Source organism: Providencia sp. PROV175, assembly GCF_032707045.1.
In the GTDB taxonomy this organism is placed as follows: domain Bacteria; phylum Pseudomonadota; class Gammaproteobacteria; order Enterobacterales; family Enterobacteriaceae; genus Providencia; species Providencia hangzhouensis.
Genome location: NZ_CP120533.1, coordinates 3247217 through 3267639, shown reverse-complemented (window position 1 = coordinate 3267639; position 20423 = coordinate 3247217). Strand labels below are relative to the sequence as shown.

18 protein-coding genes are annotated in these 20423 nt (G+C 39.5%); 6 read left to right on the top strand and 12 right to left on the bottom strand.

What is annotated here, in order from left to right; genetic code table 11:
• Positions 1–54: 54 nt before the first annotated feature.
• Positions 55–1893, top strand: coding sequence for an outer membrane assembly protein AsmA (asmA, locus tag P3L44_RS14800; protein WP_140170836.1), 1839 nt, complete (start codon positions 55–57; stop codon positions 1891–1893).
• A gap of 50 nt (positions 1894–1943) precedes the next feature.
• Here asmA and P3L44_RS14795 read toward each other — a convergent pair whose 3' ends face one another.
• Both P3L44_RS14795 and P3L44_RS14790 read right to left on the bottom strand, forming a co-directional pair.
• Positions 1944–2477, bottom strand: a complete 534-nt coding sequence (locus tag P3L44_RS14795; protein ID WP_140170835.1) for a hypothetical protein — start codon at positions 2475–2477, stop codon at positions 1944–1946.
• Between the two features lie 182 nt (positions 2478–2659).
• Positions 2660–4243 carry a TerC family protein gene (locus P3L44_RS14790; protein WP_140170834.1) on the bottom strand — a complete coding sequence of 528 codons (1584 nt, stop codon included), beginning with the start codon at positions 4241–4243 and terminating at the stop codon, positions 2660–2662.
• Between the two features lie 242 nt (positions 4244–4485).
• On the opposite strand from P3L44_RS14790, the gene gndA reads away from it, so the two are divergent.
• Both gndA and P3L44_RS14780 read left to right on the top strand, forming a co-directional pair.
• Positions 4486–5892, top strand: coding sequence for an NADP-dependent phosphogluconate dehydrogenase (gndA, locus tag P3L44_RS14785; RefSeq protein ID WP_004256481.1), 1407 nt, complete (start codon positions 4486–4488; stop codon positions 5890–5892).
• Between the two features lie 190 nt (positions 5893–6082).
• Complete coding sequence (locus P3L44_RS14780) at positions 6083–7264, top strand: multidrug effflux MFS transporter (RefSeq protein ID WP_272661733.1); 1182 nt, start codon at positions 6083–6085, stop codon at positions 7262–7264.
• Positions 7265–7351: 87 nt separating this feature from the next.
• Here the strand turns inward: P3L44_RS14780 and P3L44_RS14775 are convergent, their stop codons facing one another.
• From P3L44_RS14775 to P3L44_RS14765, 3 genes are all read right to left on the bottom strand, one after another.
• Positions 7352–9178 (bottom strand): M66 family metalloprotease, encoded by a 1827-nt coding sequence (locus tag P3L44_RS14775; RefSeq protein ID WP_272661734.1) that lies wholly within the window; start codon positions 9176–9178, stop codon positions 7352–7354.
• Between the two features lie 89 nt (positions 9179–9267).
• Positions 9268–9960 carry a hypothetical protein gene (locus P3L44_RS14770; RefSeq protein WP_140170831.1) on the bottom strand — a complete coding sequence of 231 codons (693 nt, stop codon included), beginning with the start codon at positions 9958–9960 and terminating at the stop codon, positions 9268–9270.
• 14 nt (positions 9961–9974) lie between these two features.
• Positions 9975–10502 carry a hypothetical protein gene (locus tag P3L44_RS14765; protein ID WP_140170830.1) on the bottom strand — a complete coding sequence of 176 codons (528 nt, stop codon included), beginning with the start codon at positions 10500–10502 and terminating at the stop codon, positions 9975–9977.
• 301 nt (positions 10503–10803) lie between these two features.
• Here P3L44_RS14765 and P3L44_RS14760 point away from each other — a divergent pair, with 301 nt between their 5' ends.
• Positions 10804–11445 carry a CatB-related O-acetyltransferase gene (locus P3L44_RS14760; RefSeq protein WP_272661735.1) on the top strand — a complete coding sequence of 214 codons (642 nt, stop codon included), beginning with the start codon at positions 10804–10806 and terminating at the stop codon, positions 11443–11445.
• A 49-nt stretch (positions 11446–11494) separates the two neighbouring features.
• Here P3L44_RS14760 and P3L44_RS14755 read toward each other — a convergent pair whose 3' ends face one another.
• Positions 11495–11971, bottom strand: coding sequence for a YbaK/prolyl-tRNA synthetase associated domain-containing protein (locus P3L44_RS14755; RefSeq protein WP_140170916.1), 477 nt, complete (start codon positions 11969–11971; stop codon positions 11495–11497).
• Between the two features lie 348 nt (positions 11972–12319).
• Here P3L44_RS14755 and P3L44_RS14750 point away from each other — a divergent pair, with 348 nt between their 5' ends.
• Together P3L44_RS14750 and P3L44_RS14745 are read left to right on the top strand one after the other, a co-directional pair.
• Complete coding sequence (locus tag P3L44_RS14750) at positions 12320–14497, top strand: TonB-dependent receptor (protein ID WP_410480036.1); 2178 nt, start codon at positions 12320–12322, stop codon at positions 14495–14497.
• A gap of 66 nt (positions 14498–14563) precedes the next feature.
• Positions 14564–15538, top strand: a complete 975-nt coding sequence (locus P3L44_RS14745) for an ABC transporter substrate-binding protein (protein ID WP_410480062.1) — start codon at positions 14564–14566, stop codon at positions 15536–15538.
• Positions 15539–15572: 34 nt separating this feature from the next.
• On the opposite strand, the gene hisIE is transcribed toward P3L44_RS14745, so the two are convergent.
• From hisIE to hisC, 6 genes are read right to left on the bottom strand one after another with little or no spacing between them, the layout of a single operon-like run.
• Positions 15573–16184 (bottom strand): bifunctional phosphoribosyl-AMP cyclohydrolase/phosphoribosyl-ATP diphosphatase HisIE, encoded by a 612-nt coding sequence (gene hisIE, locus P3L44_RS14740; protein ID WP_140170827.1) that lies wholly within the window; start codon positions 16182–16184, stop codon positions 15573–15575.
• The gene (gene hisF, locus P3L44_RS14735) at positions 16178–16954 is read right to left on the bottom strand and encodes an imidazole glycerol phosphate synthase subunit HisF (RefSeq protein ID WP_140170826.1); all 777 of its coding nucleotides are present in this window, start codon (positions 16952–16954) and stop codon (positions 16178–16180) included. Before hisF ends, hisIE begins: the two co-directional genes overlap by 7 nt.
• On the bottom strand, positions 16936–17673 hold the full coding sequence (gene hisA / locus P3L44_RS14730; RefSeq protein ID WP_272661736.1) for a 1-(5-phosphoribosyl)-5-[(5-phosphoribosylamino)methylideneamino]imidazole-4-carboxamide isomerase: 738 nt from the start codon (positions 17671–17673) through the stop codon (positions 16936–16938). The genes hisF and hisA overlap by 19 nt, the downstream gene beginning before the upstream one ends.
• A gap of 5 nt (positions 17674–17678) precedes the next feature.
• The gene (gene hisH, locus P3L44_RS14725) at positions 17679–18272 is read right to left on the bottom strand and encodes an imidazole glycerol phosphate synthase subunit HisH (protein WP_004256463.1); all 594 of its coding nucleotides are present in this window, start codon (positions 18270–18272) and stop codon (positions 17679–17681) included.
• On the bottom strand, positions 18272–19339 hold the full coding sequence (gene hisB, locus P3L44_RS14720) for a bifunctional histidinol-phosphatase/imidazoleglycerol-phosphate dehydratase HisB (protein ID WP_153673640.1): 1068 nt from the start codon (positions 19337–19339) through the stop codon (positions 18272–18274). The genes hisH and hisB overlap by 1 nt, the downstream gene beginning before the upstream one ends.
• A 13-nt stretch (positions 19340–19352) precedes the next feature.
• A complete protein-coding gene (gene hisC, locus P3L44_RS14715) occupies positions 19353–20423 on the bottom strand; it encodes a histidinol-phosphate transaminase (RefSeq protein ID WP_094960650.1) in 1071 nt (356 codons plus the stop codon).

Sequence of the window (20423 nt, the reverse complement as noted above, 5' to 3'; positions counted from 1 at the left end):
TAGGTGTGAGTTCATTTTTGTGGCGAGCGCAAGCGGAATTTAAGAGAGGGAAGGATGAAACGTTTTTTGACGACACTGATTATTTTACTTGTGGTAATTGTTGCAGGGTTAACCACACTTGTAATGTTGGTGAACCCGAATGATTTTCGTCATTATATTGTTGAACAGGTAGAGAAAAAAAGCGGTTATCAACTTGAATTCAACGGTGATATGCGTTGGCATGTATGGCCAACTTTAAGCATTATTACTGGCCCTGTTTCCCTTACTGCACCGAATGCCGCTAAACCCATACTAAGTGCAGATAATATGCGCTTAGATGTTGAATTATGGCCACTTATTTCCCATAAGCTTTCTGTTGAGCAAATTGTGATTGATGGTGCTGTTATCCGCAAAACACCGGATAGCGAAATCCAAACTCACCGTAATGCTCCTGTCGCGCCAGGTGGTGTGCCTACATCCTCCCCTTTACCAGAGAAAAATAGCTGGTTATTAGATATAGAAAAAATTAATATTTCCAATAGCTTAGTGATTTGGCAAACATCTAAAGATGAGTTTAACCTACGTAACATTGATTTATCACTGAAGAAAAGTGATAAAAAACAGGTCGCCGTTAAATTCAGTGGAAATCTAAATAAAAACCAACAAGAGTTTGTATTTAATTTACGTGCAGATATCGATTTATCGGATGTAAATCAAAAGATTAGTGGGCAATTAACGCAATTTGATTATAAATTGAGTGGTGTTGATTTGCCTGAAAGTGGAATTGAAGGGCAAATAACAAGTGATTTTCTATACACCAAAGGGAAAGTAGAAAGTGCCAGTTTAAGCCATTTGGTGATAACGGCTAATGAAAGTGCCCTGTCAGGCGATGCCAGTATACAATTAGCCGATACCCCCAAAATAATGGTCAATTTAGTGGCCGAAAAATTAGATTTAGATAACTTACTGGGGACTATGCCTAGCAGTACCCATATCGAATCAGAGGTGAATAATAACCGTGTTGGTGTTAAACCGGTTATTTCTGGTGCAAATCCTCAACAATATGATTTATCTGGCTTGCAGGCATTTTCCGCCAATATCAATTTAGCCATTAACCAGTTAATCTATCGTGGAATGATGGTTAGTGACGTAGTTTTTGAGGCACAAAACCAAACACCTCGTTTGACGGTTTCAAAATTACAGGGTAAGGCATTTGGTGGTGCCTTCTCATTACCAGTGACATTTAATTACAGTTCAACGCCGGCATACGTTTCCGCAAGGCCGGATTTTAAAAATATCGACCTAACACCACTATTAAAAGCCTTCAATATGCCACAAAAATTAAGTGGGGTAATTTCGTTAAATACTACATTATCGGGTGTAGGTTATGATGACCATGCAGTAAAAAATCAATGGCAGGGGCCTGTTAATTTTGAGTTAAGAAATGCAAAATTGCAGGGATTGAATATTCCTTTATTAATTCAGCAATCCGTTTCCAGAGTAACCAATAAAATTAATGCACCAGTGAATACGGGTAACGTCACTGAGGTTGATTCTTTCATTGTGGCAGGTAAATTAAATAAAGGTAATTTGAATATTTCCTCTATGAATGCAACGTCATCCTTAGTTAACATTAGTGGGCAAGGTCGTATAAATATCCCTAATGAAACTATTGATGTCAATTTAGGGGTTAATATTGCTAACGGCTGGGGCGGTGATTCACGTTTAGTCCAGCAATTGCAAGCAATGACTATTCCACTGCGTATTTATGGTAGTTGGAATAATTTAAAATACCAATTAGATGTGGAAAAACTACTGCGTAATGAGTTACGAACTCAAGCCAAAGAAGCCCTTGGTAATTTTTTAAAGAAAGAAGAAAATAAAGGGCTTAATGATTTATTGAATGCATTGTAACGATATATGTCATCATGGAGCCACCTAAAACAGGTGACTCCACTTAATATTTATGGTTCAAATTTGGATGGGGCTTTGTTCCCCTCCCTTAAATCAGCCGCTTTTTGCATATTATCAAAATGAGCTTGGTTACCTCTACTAACATTAAACTTATTGTTACTTTCTGCCTTACTCATCTTTTCAGTGATTGTTGATAATTTAGTCTCTAGCTTAGTGATTGTTTTTTGCTTTGAACTATTGTGTTTATATGATGAGGAATCTAGTTTATCCTGATACGATTTAACAGAAGCCGTTAGTCTAACTAGCTGTGACTTTAACTCTTTGATAGAATCATTTTGGAAAGGTCCTGATGCTTTGTCACTTAGAATATTACTTAGCTTCGATTTAATGTGACTTAATCCAGTAGTAATATCTTTATTCAGCTTAGTAATCTCTTTTTTATGGACTATTTTTTCTGAAGTTGCCACAGGGCATTTTTGATTATGATTACTAACGCTACTCGTGTTTCCACTTACACCTTTTGATGAGTTATTTATTTTTACATTCTGACTAGTATTATTTGGTTGATTGCTATTGATATACATAATATGACCTTTATTAAAGCTAATTGTATTTTATTGGTCGAATTATTCAGTGTTTCAATGCTATTTTCTTTAATAAAACGCTACTGTTTTTATTGTTAACGGGTAAAGAGATAACATCTGCGGTTTTTAGACAAAAAAATACCGACTCTATAGGCCGGTATTGCGTAAAGAAATAAAACTAATTAATCATCTTCAAATTCATAGCCATCAGCTTCAGGGGCAGGTGGCGTGATTAACACTTTATTGACTCGGTGGCTGTTAACCTCAAGAGGTTGGAATATGCAACCATTGATAGTGACTTGCTCACCGACTTCAGGAACCCTTTGCAAGTGCTCCATCAAGAGACCAGCTATAGTTTCATACTCACGTTTATCATCTAATTCCATAGGGATAAACATGATCAGGTCTTCAAGTGGCATAAAGCCGTTGGCAATCCAAGTACCATCATCGAGTTTTTGAATGTCGTGGCGAGAGTCATTTTCTTCATCACCAACGGGTAAATTACCCGCGATGGTTTCCATTACGTCGGTTAATGTCACTATACCTTCGATAGAACCAAACTCGTCCACAACAAAGGCAAAGTGAGTATGCGCCTTACGGAACTGCTCTAACGCTTTTAACAGAGATAGCCCTTCAGGGAATATCAATGGCTGGGTAATCAGTGCTCGTAAGTTTAATGGCTGGCCTTTTAATTGCTGTTTAACCAAATCCATTACATGTACCACCCCAACAGGTTCATCACTAATCGTTTCATCAATGACAACTAAACGTGAGTGTGGGTTTTTCTCCATTAATTGCAGTAAATCCGCAGAAGACTTATTAATGTCAAGGTAATCCACATCATGGCGTGATGTCATGATGCTTTCTACGTTACGTTGTGCCATACCTAACACACGAGCAATCATCAAGCGCTCTTGTGGGTCAAAAACCGATTGATTATCAGCGATAAGGTCAGAAGTGTGCGGGTCTAATTCCCCACGCTCATTATTACCGCTAAGAATACGTAAGACCGCTTCTGCCGTACGTTCACGTAGTGGACGTGAGCCTTTAAGGAACTTACGACGGTTAAATTGGGCAAATTGATTTAGGACTTCAATCATGATAGAGAAGCCAATTGCAGCGTATAAGTAACCTTTCGGTATGGCATAGCCAAACCCTTCGGCAACTAAGCTGAAACCAATCATCAGTAAGAAGCTTAAACACAGTATGACAATGGTTGGGTGCTGGTTAACAAAGCTAGTTAACGGTTTACTTGCCCAAATCATTAATACCATAGCAATGGTTACAGCGGCAATCATTACGCCGATATGGTCAACCATGCCGACAGCGGTGATCACGGAGTCCAGTGAGAATACGGCATCAAGAACAATAATTTGTGCAACAACAGCCCAGAAATTCGATGTCTTTCTTTGAGTATTGGTGTGTTCGTCTTTCCCCTCCAACCGCTCGTTTAGTTCCATTGTGGCTTTAAACAAGAGGAATAGACCACCCACCAACATGATTAAATCTCGAGCACTAAAAGGATGCTCAAAGAGGGTTAATATTGGTTTCGTGAGGGTAATGAGCCATGACAAGCTAAATAGAAGCACAACACGCATAATCAGGGCTAATAAAAGTCCAGTTACACGGGCTCTATCACGCAGCTTTGGCGGGAGCTTATCTGCCAGAATGGCGATGAAAACGAGGTTATCAATACCAAGAACGATTTCTAGAACGATAAGGGTAGCGAGGCCCGCCCAAATCGAAGGATCTGCGATCCATTCCATACAGTTTGTTTTACCTTCTGATATGACGGCTTATACCGACGAATGAATAATGCGGTTTGTTGAATGAAATATCAATAAAAAATCACGCTAATTGGACAATTCTTGACAAAAATGGCCTTGTATACGTCATCGATTGCATCAATAACTACCATGCTGCCCAATCCTAGGTTAATATGTGATCCCGTTAACAGAATGTCAGCACGGTCGAGGCTGACTTGGTCCTAATCAGACAGGAGTTGTTCATGTCAAAGCAGCAGATTGGTGTTGTCGGAATGGCAGTCATGGGGCGTAACCTTGCGCTCAATATTGAAAGCCGCGGTTACTCAGTGTCTATCTTTAATCGTTCTAAAGATAAAACAGACGAAGTGATTGCCGAAAATCCAGGGAAAAAATTAGTTCCCAACTATACAATTGAAGAGTTTGTTGACTCTCTGGAAAAACCTCGCCGCATCTTGTTGATGGTTAAAGCGGGTGAAGCGACGGACAAAACCATTGCCTCGCTGACTCCTCATCTGGACAAAGGGGATATCTTAATTGACGGCGGTAATACCTTATTCACTGATACTATCCGTCGTAATCGTGAATTATCCGAGCAAGGTTTTAATTTCATCGGTACTGGTGTTTCAGGTGGTGAAGAAGGCGCACTGAAAGGCCCTTCAATTATGCCGGGCGGGCAAAAAGAAGCTTATGAATTAGTTGCGCCAATCTTAAAAGAAATCGCAGCACAAGCCGAAGGCGAACCTTGTGTGACCTATATTGGTGCAGATGGTGCGGGCCACTATGTGAAAATGGTTCACAACGGTATTGAATACGGTGATATGCAATTAATCGCAGAAGCCTATTCATTATTAAAAGGTTCTTTGAACCTGAGCAACGAAGAGTTAGCAGGTATCTTTGCTGAGTGGAATAAAGGTGAGCTGAGCAGCTATTTAATTGAAATTACAGCAGATATTTTCAAGAAAAAAGATGAAGATGGTAAATATCTCGTTGATGTGATCCTTGATGAAGCGGCTAATAAAGGTACAGGTAAATGGACTAGCCAGAGTGCGCTGGATTTAGGTATTCCTCTGACTTTAATTACTGAATCTGTATTTGCGCGTTATATTTCTTTCTTAAAAGATCAGCGCGTTGCGGCATCTAAAGTATTAACCGGTCCAACCCTAAAAGCTGTTGAAGGTGATAAAAAAGACTTTATTGAAAAAGTTCGCCGTGCACTGTATTTAGGTAAAATTGTGTCTTATGCGCAAGGCTTCCAACAACTGAAAGCAGCATCAGAAGAATATAATTGGGATTTAAACTACGGTGAAATCGCAAAAATCTTCCGTGCAGGTTGTATCATTCGTGCTCAGTTCCTGCAAAAAATCACAGATGCGTATAACCAAGATGCGAAAATTGCCAACTTGCTGTTAGCGCCATATTTCAAGCAAATCGCTGACGAATACCAGCAAGCACTGCGTGATGTTGTCTGCTATGGCGTACAAAATGGTATCCCAACACCGACATTCTCAGCGGCTATCTCTTATTATGATAGCTACCGTTCAGCAGTATTGCCTGCAAACTTGATCCAAGCGCAACGTGACTACTTCGGTGCTCACACTTATAAACGTACAGATAAAGACGGTGTTTTCCACACTGAGTGGATGGAATAAAATTCGTTATCATTAATTTTTGATAACACAAAAGGCGCTAGGTTTAGCGCCTTTTTTGACTTTGAAGAGCCGTAAAATATTTAATTTATTATTATAAGTAAATCATTAATTCGACGGTGGCTTTAGCTTTTCTATAATTTATGGCATCTCATATTTTAAAAATTAACTTTATCGAGTCTGGGCATGGTTTATGCGTAATTTTCTTATCTTATTACTTTTATTGGTATTACTTGGTCCATTAGGGATTGATTTATATTTACCAACAATACCTGATATTGCGAGGGATTTGGGAAGTAGTGAGTCAGTGATTCAGTCTACAATTGCCTTGTTTATTTTAGTTTTAGGCTTAGGGCAGTTAATTTCAGGCCCATTAGTGGATAGGTATGGCCGAAAACCTATCGCGATTTTGGGCATAGTGCTGTACATCATTGGGGCAGGTGTTGCTATTGCAGCAACAACACCCGTGGTATTTATTGCCTCGCGTTTATTGCAAGGGGTTGCAGTCTGTTGTACTTCGGTGGTGGCATTTAGTTGTGTACGTGACCGAATGAATGGTACAGAAGCGGCCCGCGCTTTTGGCTTCTTAAATGGGACATTGAATATTGTTCCTGCGTTAGCGCCATTACTTGGAGGCTTGCTGGCTGAGGCATGGGGCTGGCGGGCACCGTTTTGGTTTCTTGCTTTGTATGCATTGGTCATATTAGTGCTAATTGTGGTTTTTTTACCCGAAACACGCCCCGCTAATTTACCTAAAGTAAAAGTTATTCCGCTGAAAACTTATTGGCGAATTTTGGGGAATCTTCAATTTATTATTTTTGCCTTAGTAAACGCAGGCACGATGGGTATGGCATTAACATATGTGTCACTTGCACCAACTGTGCTGATGGGGGATGCCCAATTAAGCCCGCTCGCGTTTTCTATAGTATTTGGTGTTAATGGTTTTTGGATCATGTTTGCCAGTTATATCGCTAATTATTTTATTCATAAAATAGGGCGGCCAACCTGTTTATTGGTTGGTAGTTCAATGATGGCAGCTGGCTGTTTAGGATTATTGCTAGGTTTTGTCGTATTACCGATAGAAATACAAAGCCATTGGTTAGTCTATATGTTGCCTGTCGCTTGTGCTTGTACAGGGCTGGCCTTTATGATGGGAACGGCAACCAGTTACGCTTTAGAACCTTTTGGTAATGAAGCAGGCACCGCATCTGCCTTAGTGGGGTTTGTTCAAATGGCAGGGGGAGCAACTCTCGGACTTTGTGCAATCGGTTTGCCTATCGCACCAAAAATGTCATTAGCATTAGTTATGCTAGTTGGCTGTTTGTTTGGATTGCTTGCAAGAAAAAAGAGCTTATCTCTTGTTAAATCAATATAGAGTAGACCGTTTGAAGATTTTATTTTTCATTATGTCGTATATAGTTATCACTAATTAATTTAGTAATTAGTGATAACTTAGATAAAATTATACAATATCACCATTAATCGTTGTTAGGAGTCTATTCTTCTTTATTTCAACTTCTCTAGAGTGGACAATTTTATTATTAATATAAAGATTAGCTTTTATGGGGTTTAAACTTCGCTCAATATTAACATGAAATTTATTCATCATCTCTTCATTTGAACGGAAGTTATGAAGTTGGTACTGGCTTATTTTCCCATCTTCAAAAATAACCTCTAAATATGGCATTTGAGTGTCTATTTTTTTATCATGGCTATAAACCATACCATAAGAACCATATAAAGAAGGGTAGATATAGCTATCGATTACGTCTTTAGGGTCATAGAACCCCATTAAGGTCACAACAGGCACTCCTTGTTTATAGGGAACTTTATAGAGGATTGTTTCATTGTTATCTTTTCGATTCCAAGTGTAGCCATCTGAAATATAACAAATTGAATCATTTTTTTTGATTAATTTAATCTTGTTGTTAACATGAAGCTCACTATTGTAATCCGCGACTGATTCTATTCTTAAAATAGCATTTTTATTATTTTCATTTGCTAATGGAATGTTAATTTTTTGGGCGTGATAACCATTTCCATTATAAATAATAACATTTTTATTTTTTTTCAATAGTGAATTTAAATCGTTAGTTGTAATATCTGAACCATTTATTGCAGTAAACTCGATGGCGTTATATTGTGATAGTTCTAAATATGCATCTACCATCTCTTTTATTTCTGGATCCCATTTTTTATATCCTGTTTTTGATTCTTCACTAAATACATGCTGATTTTCAAATCTATTTTGAATTTCAATAAAAGAATTAGGTGTATAAGCGGTGTAAACGTTGTAACGCGCATCATAAGCTTCACCTCCATTCATTCCATCATGATTTAATGTACCATTTTTATACATATTTGGAATAAAATAGTTATTATCTGAATCCCACAGCCAGGTTGAATTTTTTTTATTTGCAGCTGCATGGGAGCCGCCTTCAGCTCCCCCGTGATGATCACCTAAACCAAAATTGTGACCGAATTCATGGCTGATCTCATTATTATCTGTACTATATAATGTAGCTTTACCTCTACCACCAGACCAGCCGTGAACGACTCTACCATTTTTATACATTCCGACAGAGTTATAGGCAGTTATTTGGGGAGTTAGAACAAAGGAATCAGTGTCCGGAGCAGAACTATTTACACCATAATTTGCGGTGTTAACACCATCAGCATAAAAAGATTTAGTGATCAACTCTCTCATGCTGCCACTATGGCCTCCTCCCTCATCCGGTGCATTTTTTGTAAAAACTTGGCCATCAGGCATGACTACTTTTAACAAATGGATGGGTTCGTAGCGAGAAACAATTAGTTTACTGACTGGAACCGTTTGATAATATTGGCGATTTAGTTCGAATTTATTTAGGAAAAGATGTTCATTTCTTGGTGGTGTAAGTAACCCGATATCAAAAGTATTAATGAGTAATTCATTTGGGGCACCTACATCAATGTTAGATAATGTACTTTTCTGACCTTGATAAGTAAATTCAAGTTTTATTTCTGGATGGATATATTCTTTTAGGATTGTAGTAGACCATGTTTTTTCGATATATTCCAAATTGTTAATGAAATTTCCTTTATTATTATGATGATTGATAGGGATCCATTTTTTATCTAAATCATAGACAAAAAGGACGTTTTCACCTGTTTGTAACTTTATAGTGTTTTTTCCATAATGAATGTAACTGTCAAGTGATGCATTAGAGCTAAACAGTATTTTCTTATTATGGAATGCATCATTTTTATTTAATGTGAAGTCACGACTCCAATTACCATCACTAGTCAATACTTTTATTGAATTATTATTCTTTATTAGGTTATTTAAATGATTTGTTTTTCTTGAGGCCTCAATAATTAATTCATTTTTATCTAAAGTTAGATCAAATTTATTAGGGTATGAATAGTCGATTTTTGATTTGTTATCAAAAATAGGAATGTTTTCCCATTTGCCATCTGAATTACAATGGAATAATAATACACTGTCTTTTTTAGCTCTAAAACTTTATTTGTAGTGTGGATGAATGTTGACTCTTTAGCTTCTGATGTGAAAATTATTTTTTTAGATGTGAATTTTTTATTCTTTTTTAGTGTGAATTTTTTGACTCTATCATAATCCATTTTCATTATTTTTAAGGTGGAGTTTTGTTCTAGAATTTCCTCAAAAAAATCTGCATCTACTTTTTTCCCATCGATATCTGGTAGGTTGCCAATTTCAAAATCAATAATTGGAAGAGTATTTGAGGTTGCTTTTCTAAGGGGGCTGTAATATTTTATTTGTTTAGCATCATTTTTTGTTAGCCAATGTCCATTTTCATCACATATAAAAAGGGTAGATGATTTTGACGGTAATATAGAAGTGTTATTGCCATAATTAACTTTAATGTTGTTATTATCAGTGTTGTGTAATGTGATAGTTTTACCTTTATATTTGATGCTATTATTTAGAATGAAAGGTGTTTTTATATTGTTATGATTAAGTTTTAAATTTATTTTGTTATTATCTAAAATTGTTTCGTGTAAGTAATTTTGATTTTTGGATATTTCAATTAATTCACTATTAGATCTCATGACAAGGTCGAAATTTACCGGTGATTTGAAATCACGAGGTAATAAATAGTTTCTCTTATACTATTATTTGCAATTTTTGGTAGTTTAGATGGGGGAGATAGCGGTTTTTGCATGATTAAATTATTATTTTTATCATAAATGTTTAATTGAATTGGATTTTCTTCTGGGATATGAGTATGCGGTTTAAACATAATTAAAGTCTTACGTTCCTTAACTAGTTTAGGCTTACTATCTCCATTTATATGGAGTTTAGATGGGATAATATTAGCTTGGGCGAAAAGTACATTTCCTTTTAATTCACCATCTACATCACTAGAGTACAGGTTGTTATTAAAGTAATGATTAGTTTTCCCATTTTCAAAAAATGAGAGATTACCGAAGGATTTGTTTATTTCTGTTATTAAATGCCAATAATCTAGAATGGAGTTGGACTTATTTATAGCATCTATATAATAATCATTGTTTCCTATTGATAAAATATGATTTTTTAAGCTGTTAATCAATAATGATGGTGAAGTTGCACTTAAGTTTTTATTTGGCATAAAATATTATCTTCTCTATTTGTTGTTTCGTAGATCCTAGTCAAATTTTTATTTGATGGTAAGATAAAATATCTTTTAAAAAAAGATGAATGGTTTAATAGTTACTCCTAAATGCTACTCTAAGTATTGGAGTGCTCACCATGAGTGAGGAAATTAATATTATTTGAATTAGTGAGGTTAAAATGAATAACTCATTACTAAAAAAGCCAATGATTACTTAGTGTGATGTATTTTGAACGCGGATACATCACCATAGAATGCGTTCTATGGTAAATATAAACGAATTAAAAGGTTTAGTACCATGAATCAAAAGCATTGGTCAAAATACGAACTACTTCATGAGGTCGTACAAAATCCCAATATCCATATTAAAGGTCAGCATAGTTATTACAGCGACTGTTGGGATAACGGGTTTGAGCAGTCAGTTGTGCGCTATTTACAAGGTGACGAACAAAGCCGAGACTGGCAGCTAGCATGGGATGTTGATCAACTTTATATCGGTGATTATGTCTGTATTGGTAGCGAAGCGGTGATATTAATGGGAGGGAACCATACTCACCGAATGGATTGGTTTTGCTTATATCCTTTTCTTGAATATATTGAAGAAGCTTATGTAGGAAAAGGCGACACAGTGATTGGCGACGGAGCCTGGGTTGGCATGCGTGCCTTTATCATGCCCGGAGTTAAAATAGGTGAAGGAGCTGTAATTGCTGCTAATAGTGTAGTGATCAAAGATGTTGAGCCTTATTCTATCGTTGGGGGGAACCCAGCGAAGCCGATTAACTACCGCTTCTCACACGATGTCATTACTGAACTATTAGCATTGAAAATCTATGATTGGCCGGAGGAAAAATTTACCGCATTAAAGCGGTTTATTTGTGGTTCCGATTTTGTGGCATTAAAAAATGCCAGCCAGAAATATGACCAGCGATTGATTGGTTAATTTTACTTATTGATGGGTATTCTGTGGAATACCCTTTTTTAATACAAAACTATTTTTCTTCTGTGCGAATAAACTCAACTAAAGTCGGTGCGGCTATTCTTTGATAATCTTCTGTATTTAAAATAATAGAGCGCTCTAATGTACCGGCATTAAAAGCTAGTTCCTCAAAACGTTCAAATAATAGTGGGTCAGCAATTAACTTTAAGTTAGGGTGAAAACTAAAAGGCGGAATAGCCCCGAACACACATTGAGTGAGCTCATCGACTTCCTTTGGGCTTGCTAAAGATGCGCGGGTTCCACCAATGGCTGTGGCAACCTTACTTAAATCAGCCTGTTTATCAGCAGGTAAAATTGCCAGTACGTATTGGCGGATCCCATTTCCTTTTACATGGCATACTAGTCCTTTTGCCCCTTGCCCAAGCTGCGTGCCACGTATTTTTGCCACTTCTTCCGATTTCCCTGCTGTGGGGTGCTCCATCACACGATATTTTGCATTATTTTTATCAAGTAACTGTGTGAGTTGCATAAAAATAGAATTTTCAGACACTGTTTTTTCCCTTTAAAACCACATCAATAATAAGAAATGATAACAAGTTAATTAAGAGATACAACCGTGAAATATAGCGAGCCAAAAACACAAATTTGGGAAATATTATAAATTGCATATCAGGTGCGATTTTTAACTATATTGTTAATCTATTCTTGGGTTTTATTGTCATATCTTCTGGTGGATTAATTATTCAAAATAAAATCAATTAGTTATTTTTCTTTTTTTTATTATGGTTGAGAATACATCTTATTAAGAATTGAGTTTGATCATTTACGCTGCATTGTATTATCGGTAATATAAAATTTTATATAACGAAAAGATAATATGACTCGTAAATTTGATTTATATCTCATTATGCCGCTTATTGCAGGGATCGCACCGTCTATTGTTGCAGCACAAGTTTCTGAGCAACTGGCTAAACCTAAGCAAGATACAATGTTAGTCACCGCAGCGCCAAGTGATGTAACCATGGAAGCACAGGCTGGTGCTGGCTTTTTCACATCGCAAATTGATATTGGCCCATTAGGCAACCGTGAGTGGATTGATACTCCGTATTCTACAACCACGATTAGCCGCGAAATGATTAATAATCAACAAGCTAAAAGTTTGAGTGAGTTATTGAAATATGCGCCAAGTACACAAATGCAAGCCCGTGGAGGGATGGATGTAGGGCGTCCACAAAGCCGAGGCATGCAAGGTGGCGTGGTAACGAATAGCCGGATTGATGATCTGTATATGGTGTCAACAACGGCATTCCCCGTGGAAATGTTGGATAGAGTGGACATTATTAATAGCTTGACGGGAGCATTGTATGGCCCTGCAAGTCCCGCAGGGCAGTTTAATTTCACCACAAAACGCCCTGAGGATATTCAGCGTTTTTCTTTAGGTTACCAAAGCCGTAATGCCTATAGTGGCCATGCTGATTTAGGTGGTTATTTTGATGCTGATAAACGTTTTGGATATCGCCTTAATTTGTTGGATGAAGAGGGAACAGGCAGCCTTAAAGAGAGCACATTACGCCGCAGATTAGCCTCTGTGGCGCTTGATTGGAATATTCAGCCGGGTACACAGCTTCAGTTTAATGCCAGCCACTATAATTTTGTGCAAAAAGGTTATGTGGGTAGTTTTAGTTATGGCTCTGCTATCAAATTACCAAAATCACCTAATCCACAAGATAAAAATTTAGCATTGCATACCGCAGGAAATGATTTAACCACTGATACCGTTAGTACTCGATTAATTCATGATTTTAATGAGGATTGGACACTAAAAGCGGCAATTGGTTATCAGCAAGCGGATAGGGCGATGCGTACGGTGACGAGTGCCATTCAAGATAACAATGGAACCATTAGCCGCTCATTAAGTGATTCCCCCGCATCGGGACGTTTTCGTGTGTTGAGTAATTCAGTGGTAATTAATGGTCATGTAGACACGGGCTCTATTGGTCATGATTTATCATTAGCGACGAATGGCTATGTTTGGTCGATTTATAGTGCAAAAGACAAGAGCGTGAGACGTGATTTGGGGCAAACCAATATGCACCGCCCGTCGCCAATGGAAGAGCCATCGGATGGCAAAATTCATACGGGAGGTTCACGTTATAAATCAGCTGAAAATAGCCAACAAAGTATCACTGTCGGTGACACAATCACGTTTGATTCACAATGGTCAGCCATGTTTTATCTCAGCCAAAGTTGGATTGAAAGCCGTAGCTTTGATAAACAAAACCACAAAACCAGCCAGACCAATGACCATGGCCTCAGCCCTCAAGCAGCATTGATGTATAAAATTACCCCTCAGGTGATGACTTATATTAGCTATGCTGATTCGTTAGAAGAGGGGGATACCGCGCCGATGAATCAAAACCTGAAAAATGAAGGGCAGACTTTAGACCCTTATCGTAGCAAACAATATGAATTGGGTATTAAAGCCGATGTAGCAGATTTAAACCTTAGTGCTGCGGTATTCCATTTGGAGCGGCCATTTGCCTACGCGGGGGATGACAACGTGTTCCGCAAACAAGGTGAACAAGTAAACCGAGGGCTAGAGCTCACGGCAACCGGCCATGTTTGGCAAGGGCTAAATGTCTATAGCGGCGTGACTTTCTTAGATCCAAAACTCAAAGATACCAAGTTCACGACAACGCGTGATAAACGTGTTGTTGGTGTGCCGAAAGTTCAAGCCAATATGTTAGTGGAATACAGTTTACCGACAATGCCAGAACTGGTGTACAGCGCTAATGTGCACTATACAGGAAAACGAGCTGCTAATGACACCAATACTAGTTGGGCAGGTAGCTACACAACATTGGATTTAGGGACTCGTTATAGTACAAAAATCAATCAAGTGCCAACGACAGTCAGATTATCCGTCAATAACGTAACGGATGAGCGCTATTGGGCTTCCATTTTTCCATCAGGTATCAATGGAGAAGGGAAAGGGGGGAGTGCTTTTCTAGGTTCAGGCCGTGAAGTTCGCGCAACGGTTACGTTTGATTTCTAATTATAACAGTCTAGGAGTATGCCGTTTTACGTTAAGGTGAAACGGCTTGAAAATATGAGAAAAACCATTTTTCTGCAATCGGCCATTTTACTGTTTGGACTGCTAATGGGCAGCGTAATAGAGGCGAAGACAGATAACCCCGAATTGCGTATTGCAACACCGTGGCCAGCACAAAATACCATTATTATGATGCTAGGTTACGGCGAGCAAATTGTCGGTACCTCGATGATCGCAAAAAAAATTCCGTTGTTTCGCCAAATGCTGCCAAATATTGATGATGTTCCAGTGATCAGTATTAGCAATCAATTAAACCCAGAACAAATCATTTCATTACGTACGGAGTTACTGTTCATTGCCAAAGGAATGGAAGTCCCACAACGTGATTTATTAGAAAATATAGGGGTGAAAGTGGTTGAATACCCAGCGAATTCATTAAAATCGTTACAAGAAAGGGTTCAAGCCACAGCAAAAGAGCTGGGTCCTGATGCGCAAAGTAAAGCTATTGAATATCAACGCTATTTTGACCGTAATATCGTATTAGTTAATGAACGACTAAAAGGGCTCACTGATGCAGAAAAACGGACGGTATACCACAGTATGGGGAACGTGTTATTTACGTCTGGCCGCCCATCATTAAATCAAGATTGGATGGATTTAGCAGGGGCGAAAAACGTGGCAGAAACCTGGTTTTCTGACAAAAAAAATTACTCTGGTGAAGTCCTGTTAGAAACCATTATTAGCGCAAACCCTGATGTAATTGTGGCGATGAATAAAGAAGATGCCAATATCATACGAACATCTTCCCAATGGAAAGCAATGAGTGCAGTAAAAAACCAACAGGTGTATGTAAACCCAAAAGGGATGTTTTGGTGGTGCCGTGAAACTTCAGAAGAGGCCTTACAATTTCTTTGGTTAGCACAAACTCTTTACCCAGAGCGCTTTGTGGATATCGATATGAAACAAGAAACGGCTGATTTCTATCTGAAATTCTTTGGTATTTCATTGAGCGATGCGCAAATCGATAATATTTTGCACCCATAAAATAAAACTGCCAGCGAGGCTGGCAGCCTGTTATTTATTGATGACGCTCTTTTAAACGTTTGATTATCGTGCTTAAATCTAGCTCTTGGTCTTGTAGTAAGACTAATAAGTGGTACATCAAATCCGCGGCTTCGTTAGTCAATTCAGCGCGGTCATTAACGGTTGCCGCCAGAGCGGTTTCAACACCTTCTTCACCCACTTTTTGAGCAATACGTTTAGTACCGCTAGCATATAAACGCGCGGTATAGGAGCTTTCAGGAGAAGCGGTTTTTCGCTCTTTGAGTAATGTTTCTAACTCAAATAAAAAGCCCCAGTCACTTTGTGCGGGCGCGAAGCAGCTTTGTGTACCGTTATGGCAAGTTGGGCCATCCGGCAGTGCGAGAGCCAGTAGCGTATCACTGTCACAATCAGGGTAGATATCCACCAAATTTAGAAAATGATTGGAGGTTTCGCCTTTCGTCCACAAACGTTGTTTTGTGCGAGAAAAAAAAGTGATTTTACGGCTGTCTAAGGTGACTTGCAATGCTTCTGGGTTCATATACCCAAGCATTAGCACGTCACCTGAAACGGCGTGTTGTACGATAACAGGCATCAGGTTATCGACTTTTTGCCATGCAAGTTGGCTGCATTGTTCTGTGGTTAACATACTCTAATTTGAACTCCGTTTTCGGCTAGGTATTGTTTTAAATCACCGATATTAATAATTTGTTTATGAAATACAGAAGCCGCTAAAGCACCATCAACACCTGCGTCAGTGAAGGCATCAAGAAAATGTACTTTTTCACCTGCGCCGCCAGAGGCAATCAAGGGCACTTGGCAGACTTCACGGACTTTTTTGAGTTGTTGTAGATCATACCCTTGGCGTACACCATCTTGGTTCATCATATTTAACACAATTTCACCCGCGCCACGTTGTTGTACTTCTTTTACCCAATCAAGGGTTTTCCACGTGGTTTGTGTGGTACGTTTTTCATCGCCAGTAAATTGGTAAACGAGATATTCACCTGAGCTATCATCGAACCAAGTGTCAATACCGACAACGATACATTGTACGCCAAAGCGTTCAGCTAAACGGCTGATTAAAGTAGGGTCGGATAATGCCGGGGAGTTGATGGAAATTTTATCTGCACCAAAAGACAGAATTTGCGCGGCATCGTCAACGCTTTTAATCCCACCTGCAACACAAAAAGGAATATCAATCACTTCGGCGACTTTGGCAACCCAGCTTTTGTCTACCACTCGGCCATCAGAAGAGGCGGTAATATCATAAAACACCAGCTCGTCTGCGCCTTCTTGGGCGTAGCGTTGTGCTAATGGAACAATATCACCGATGATTTCGTGATTACGAAATTGGACACCTTTAACCACTTGCCCATCACGGACGTCTAAGCAAGGAATTATGCGTTTTGCCAACATTTGATTGCCTCCGTAACGGTGAATTTACCTTCTAATAGTGCACGACCAACAATCACGCCAGCTGCACCAGATGGTGGAATAGCCGCAATATCATCTAAATCGCCAATTCCCCCTGATGCCTGAAAGGCAATATCAGGGAATTTTTGGCTAATTTCTTGGTATAAATTCACATTAGAACCCGCCAATGTTCCATCTTTGGAAATATCAGTACAAAGGACGTGTTTTAAGCCATAAGGGCGATATATTTCAATGGCTTGCTCTAAAATTAAATTTGAATTCTCCTGCCAGCCGCTGATGGCAATTTCTTTTACGCCTTTGTCATTAATGCGTACATCTAACGCAAGCACAATGGCTTCCCCACCATAGGTTTCAAACCATGTTTTGACTAGCTCCGGTTTGGTCACTGCCGTTGAGCCGATGACGACACGGGTTGCTCCGGCTTTCAGTAAGGCTTTAACATCTTCTTCGGTACGAATACCACCACCAACTTGTACGGGAATACTCACGCCAGCTAATAATTTTTTGAGCAGTGGAATTTGGCGTTTTTGCGGGTCTTTCGCACCCGTTAAATCCACGAGGTGCAATAGTTTTGCCCCTTCTTTTTCATATTGCTGCAAACGTGGGAGTGGGTCATTGCCATAATCAGTTTGTTTGGCGTAATCCCCTTGATGCAATCGCACCACAGTGCCATCGATTAAATCTAATGCGGGAATGATCATGGTAATTACATCTCCAAAAAGTTTTGAATCAAACGTGAACCTGCTGCGCCAGAACGTTCTGGATGAAATTGGACACCATAGAAGTTATCGCAATTCACGGCACTGCTAAACGGATTGCCATATTGAGTTTGCGCGATGGTATTGCTGGAAATAGGCATCGAATAACTGTGTACAAAATAGAAATAGGCATTATCAGGGATATCCCTAAACAAGGGGTTTCCTGCTAAGGCTTTGACTTGGTTCCAACCGCTATGTGGAACTGGAAGCCCATTGGCATCCATTTTTTGTACAGGGCTATCAATTAACCCCAGTAGAGGCACTGTAGATTGGCCTTCTTCACTAAAAGAGCCGAGTAGCTGCATGCCTAAACAGATACCTAACACCGGTTGGGTAAGTGCTTTGATTAACGGAACTAATTCACGTTCAGTAAGCTTTTCCATGGCTGCGCTAGCAGTACCAACCCCCGGCAAAAAGACTTTGTCAGCTTGTAAAATAGTATTGGTATCACGGCTCACCACAGGGTTATAGCCTAGGCGTTTCACCGCATAAGCCACGGAGGCTAAATTTGCACAGCCGGTATCAAGGATGACAACGTTCATTACAGAACCCCTTTCGAGCTAGGTAACGTATCCCCTTCAACACGAATTGCTTGGCGCAATGTGCGGCCGAAAACTTTAAACAAACTTTCGGCTTTGTGGTGATCGTTTTTCCCTTTGGTTTTCAGGTGTAATGTGCAACCCATGGCATAGGAAAGTGAGCTAAAGAAGTGCTCAATCATTTCTGTGCTTAAGTCACCGACGCGTTGGTATTTAAACTCGGCCTTGTATTCAAGGTGCGGGCGACCTGAAATATCCAGTGCACAGCGCGCTTGGCATTCATCCATTGGCAGAACGAAACCAAAACGTGCGATACCGCGTTTATCACCCAGTGCCACTTTCAATGCTTCACCTAGTGCAAGACCAGTGTCTTCAACCGTGTGGTGGTCATCGATAAATAAATCGCCATTCACTTCAATGTTTAACCGGAAACCGCCGTGAGTCGCGATTTGGTCTAACATGTGGTCAAAGAAGCCTACGCCAGTGCTAATTTTGCTGCCGCCTTCTTGGTCCAGCCACACTTCAACTTGGATATTGGTTTCTTTTGTTACACGCTTCACCAGTGCATGGCGGTTGCGTTTGGTTAATTGCTGGGTGATAGCTTCCCAGTCAAGTTCAGCTGGGTTATAACGTAACCCTTTGATACCCATATTTTTAGCTAATTGAATATCTGTTTCACGGTCACCAATCACATAGCTGTTTTCGCTGTCTAATACGTTGCTGTCTAAATAGCGCTCAACTAACTGCAATTTAGGTTTACGGCAAGAGCAGTTATCTTCGGGCTTATGTGGGCAAATTAACACTTCATCAAATTTAACGCCTTGGGACTCAAATACCTGCATCATTAAATTATGAGGGGGTTCGAAATCTGCTGTTGGAAAGCTATCGGTGCCTAAGCCGTCTTGATTGGTTATCATCACTAAACGGTAATTGGCTTTTTGCAGAGCAAGTAAGCTAGGAATAACTGCTTTTTCAAAGGCGAGTTTACTTAAACTATCAACTTGAAAGTCAGTTGGCGGCTCGGTAATTAATGTTCCATCACGGTCGATAAATAAAATTTTCTGGCTCATGAATCATTCCTAATTAGCAAAGTGCTGCAATAGCTTCAATAACACGGGTATTTTCTATTTCTGTCCCAATAGTAATACGCAGGCAATTAATGAGACCGGGTTGTTTACTTTGGTCACGTAAAATAATGCCTTGGTCCCACAGGGCTTTAAAGACTTTATTTCCATCAGTGAAACGCACCAAAATATAGTTGGTTTCACTTGGGTAAACGTGTTCAACCACTGATAAGTCGCGTAGCGCTTCACGAAGTGCAATACGGTTTTCTGTTACCGTTTCTACACGGCTTTTCATCGTCTCGATACCTTGGGGCTCAAGGGCTTGAGCTGCAATCATCGCAACAGGGGTTGATAAAGGATAAGGGGCGATAACCTTTAATAGCACTTCAATCACTTCAGGGGATGCTAAAGTAAAACCACAACGTAAACCTGCTAATGCAAAGGCTTTGGATAAGGTTCTTAAAATTACCAAGTTTGGATATTGTGCTAACCAGCTTGCCACACTGTATTGTGGGCAGAACTCAATATAGGCTTCATCGACAACGACTAATGCACGGCCCGCAGCCATATCTAGCACTTCGCGTAAATCTTTATTGTCGATGATATTGCCTGTTGGGTTATTCGGGCTGCAAATATAAATCAGTTTGGTATTGGATAGATTTTCACGGATCGCGTTAACGTTTAATGCCCAGTCTGGCAACGCCATGATTTTCTTTTGTTCAACACCAAAGGTTTCTGCACTGACGCTATACATGCCATAGGTTGGCGGGCAAAACATCACCGCATCTTTCCCCGGCTCACAAAATGCGCGGATTAACAACTCGATGGACTCATCGGCCCCACGGCAAACGAGCACTTGTTCTGGTTTGACTTTGGCATAAGCTGCATAGTTATTGATCACCGCAACTGGTTGGCATTCAGGATAACGGTTAAGGTTGCGTTCACTGAATTGGTAATCAGGTGCAATTGGGTATTCATTGGCATTGAGCCAAACGTCGCCATTTCCCCCTAAACGTCGTGCAGACATATAAGGCGTCATGGTTTTAACATTTTCACGTGCAAGACTGGCGGCATTAAATGGTTGGCTCAT

What these genes read in the sequence shown, in the direction of transcription:
- asmA (WP_140170836.1), top strand. Translation starts at nt 55, where the DNA reads ATGAAACGTTTTTTGACGACACTGATTATTTTACTTGTGGTAATTGTT.
- P3L44_RS14795 (WP_140170835.1), bottom strand. Translation starts at nt 2,477, where the DNA reads ATGTATATCAATAGCAATCAACCAAATAATACTAGTCAGAATGTAAAA.
- P3L44_RS14790 (WP_140170834.1), bottom strand. Translation starts at nt 4,243, where the DNA reads ATGGAATGGATCGCAGATCCTTCGATTTGGGCGGGCCTCGCTACCCTT.
- gndA (WP_004256481.1), top strand. Translation starts at nt 4,486, where the DNA reads ATGTCAAAGCAGCAGATTGGTGTTGTCGGAATGGCAGTCATGGGGCGT.
- P3L44_RS14780 (WP_272661733.1), top strand. Translation starts at nt 6,083, where the DNA reads ATGCGTAATTTTCTTATCTTATTACTTTTATTGGTATTACTTGGTCCA.
- P3L44_RS14770 (WP_140170831.1), bottom strand. Translation starts at nt 9,960, where the DNA reads ATGAGATCTAATAGTGAATTAATTGAAATATCCAAAAATCAAAATTAC.
- P3L44_RS14765 (WP_140170830.1), bottom strand. Translation starts at nt 10,502, where the DNA reads ATGCCAAATAAAAACTTAAGTGCAACTTCACCATCATTATTGATTAAC.
- P3L44_RS14760 (WP_272661735.1), top strand. Translation starts at nt 10,804, where the DNA reads ATGAATCAAAAGCATTGGTCAAAATACGAACTACTTCATGAGGTCGTA.
- P3L44_RS14755 (WP_140170916.1), bottom strand. Translation starts at nt 11,971, where the DNA reads ATGCAACTCACACAGTTACTTGATAAAAATAATGCAAAATATCGTGTG.
- P3L44_RS14750 (WP_410480036.1), top strand. Translation starts at nt 12,320, where the DNA reads ATGACTCGTAAATTTGATTTATATCTCATTATGCCGCTTATTGCAGGG.
- hisIE (WP_140170827.1), bottom strand. Translation starts at nt 16,184, where the DNA reads ATGTTAACCACAGAACAATGCAGCCAACTTGCATGGCAAAAAGTCGAT.
- hisF (WP_140170826.1), bottom strand. Translation starts at nt 16,954, where the DNA reads ATGTTGGCAAAACGCATAATTCCTTGCTTAGACGTCCGTGATGGGCAA.
- hisA (WP_272661736.1), bottom strand. Translation starts at nt 17,673, where the DNA reads ATGATCATTCCCGCATTAGATTTAATCGATGGCACTGTGGTGCGATTG.
- hisH (WP_004256463.1), bottom strand. Translation starts at nt 18,272, where the DNA reads ATGAACGTTGTCATCCTTGATACCGGCTGTGCAAATTTAGCCTCCGTG.
- hisB (WP_153673640.1), bottom strand. Translation starts at nt 19,339, where the DNA reads ATGAGCCAGAAAATTTTATTTATCGACCGTGATGGAACATTAATTACC.
- hisC (WP_094960650.1), bottom strand. Translation starts at nt 20,423, where the DNA reads ATGAGCCAACCATTTAATGCCGCCAGTCTTGCACGTGAAAATGTTAAA.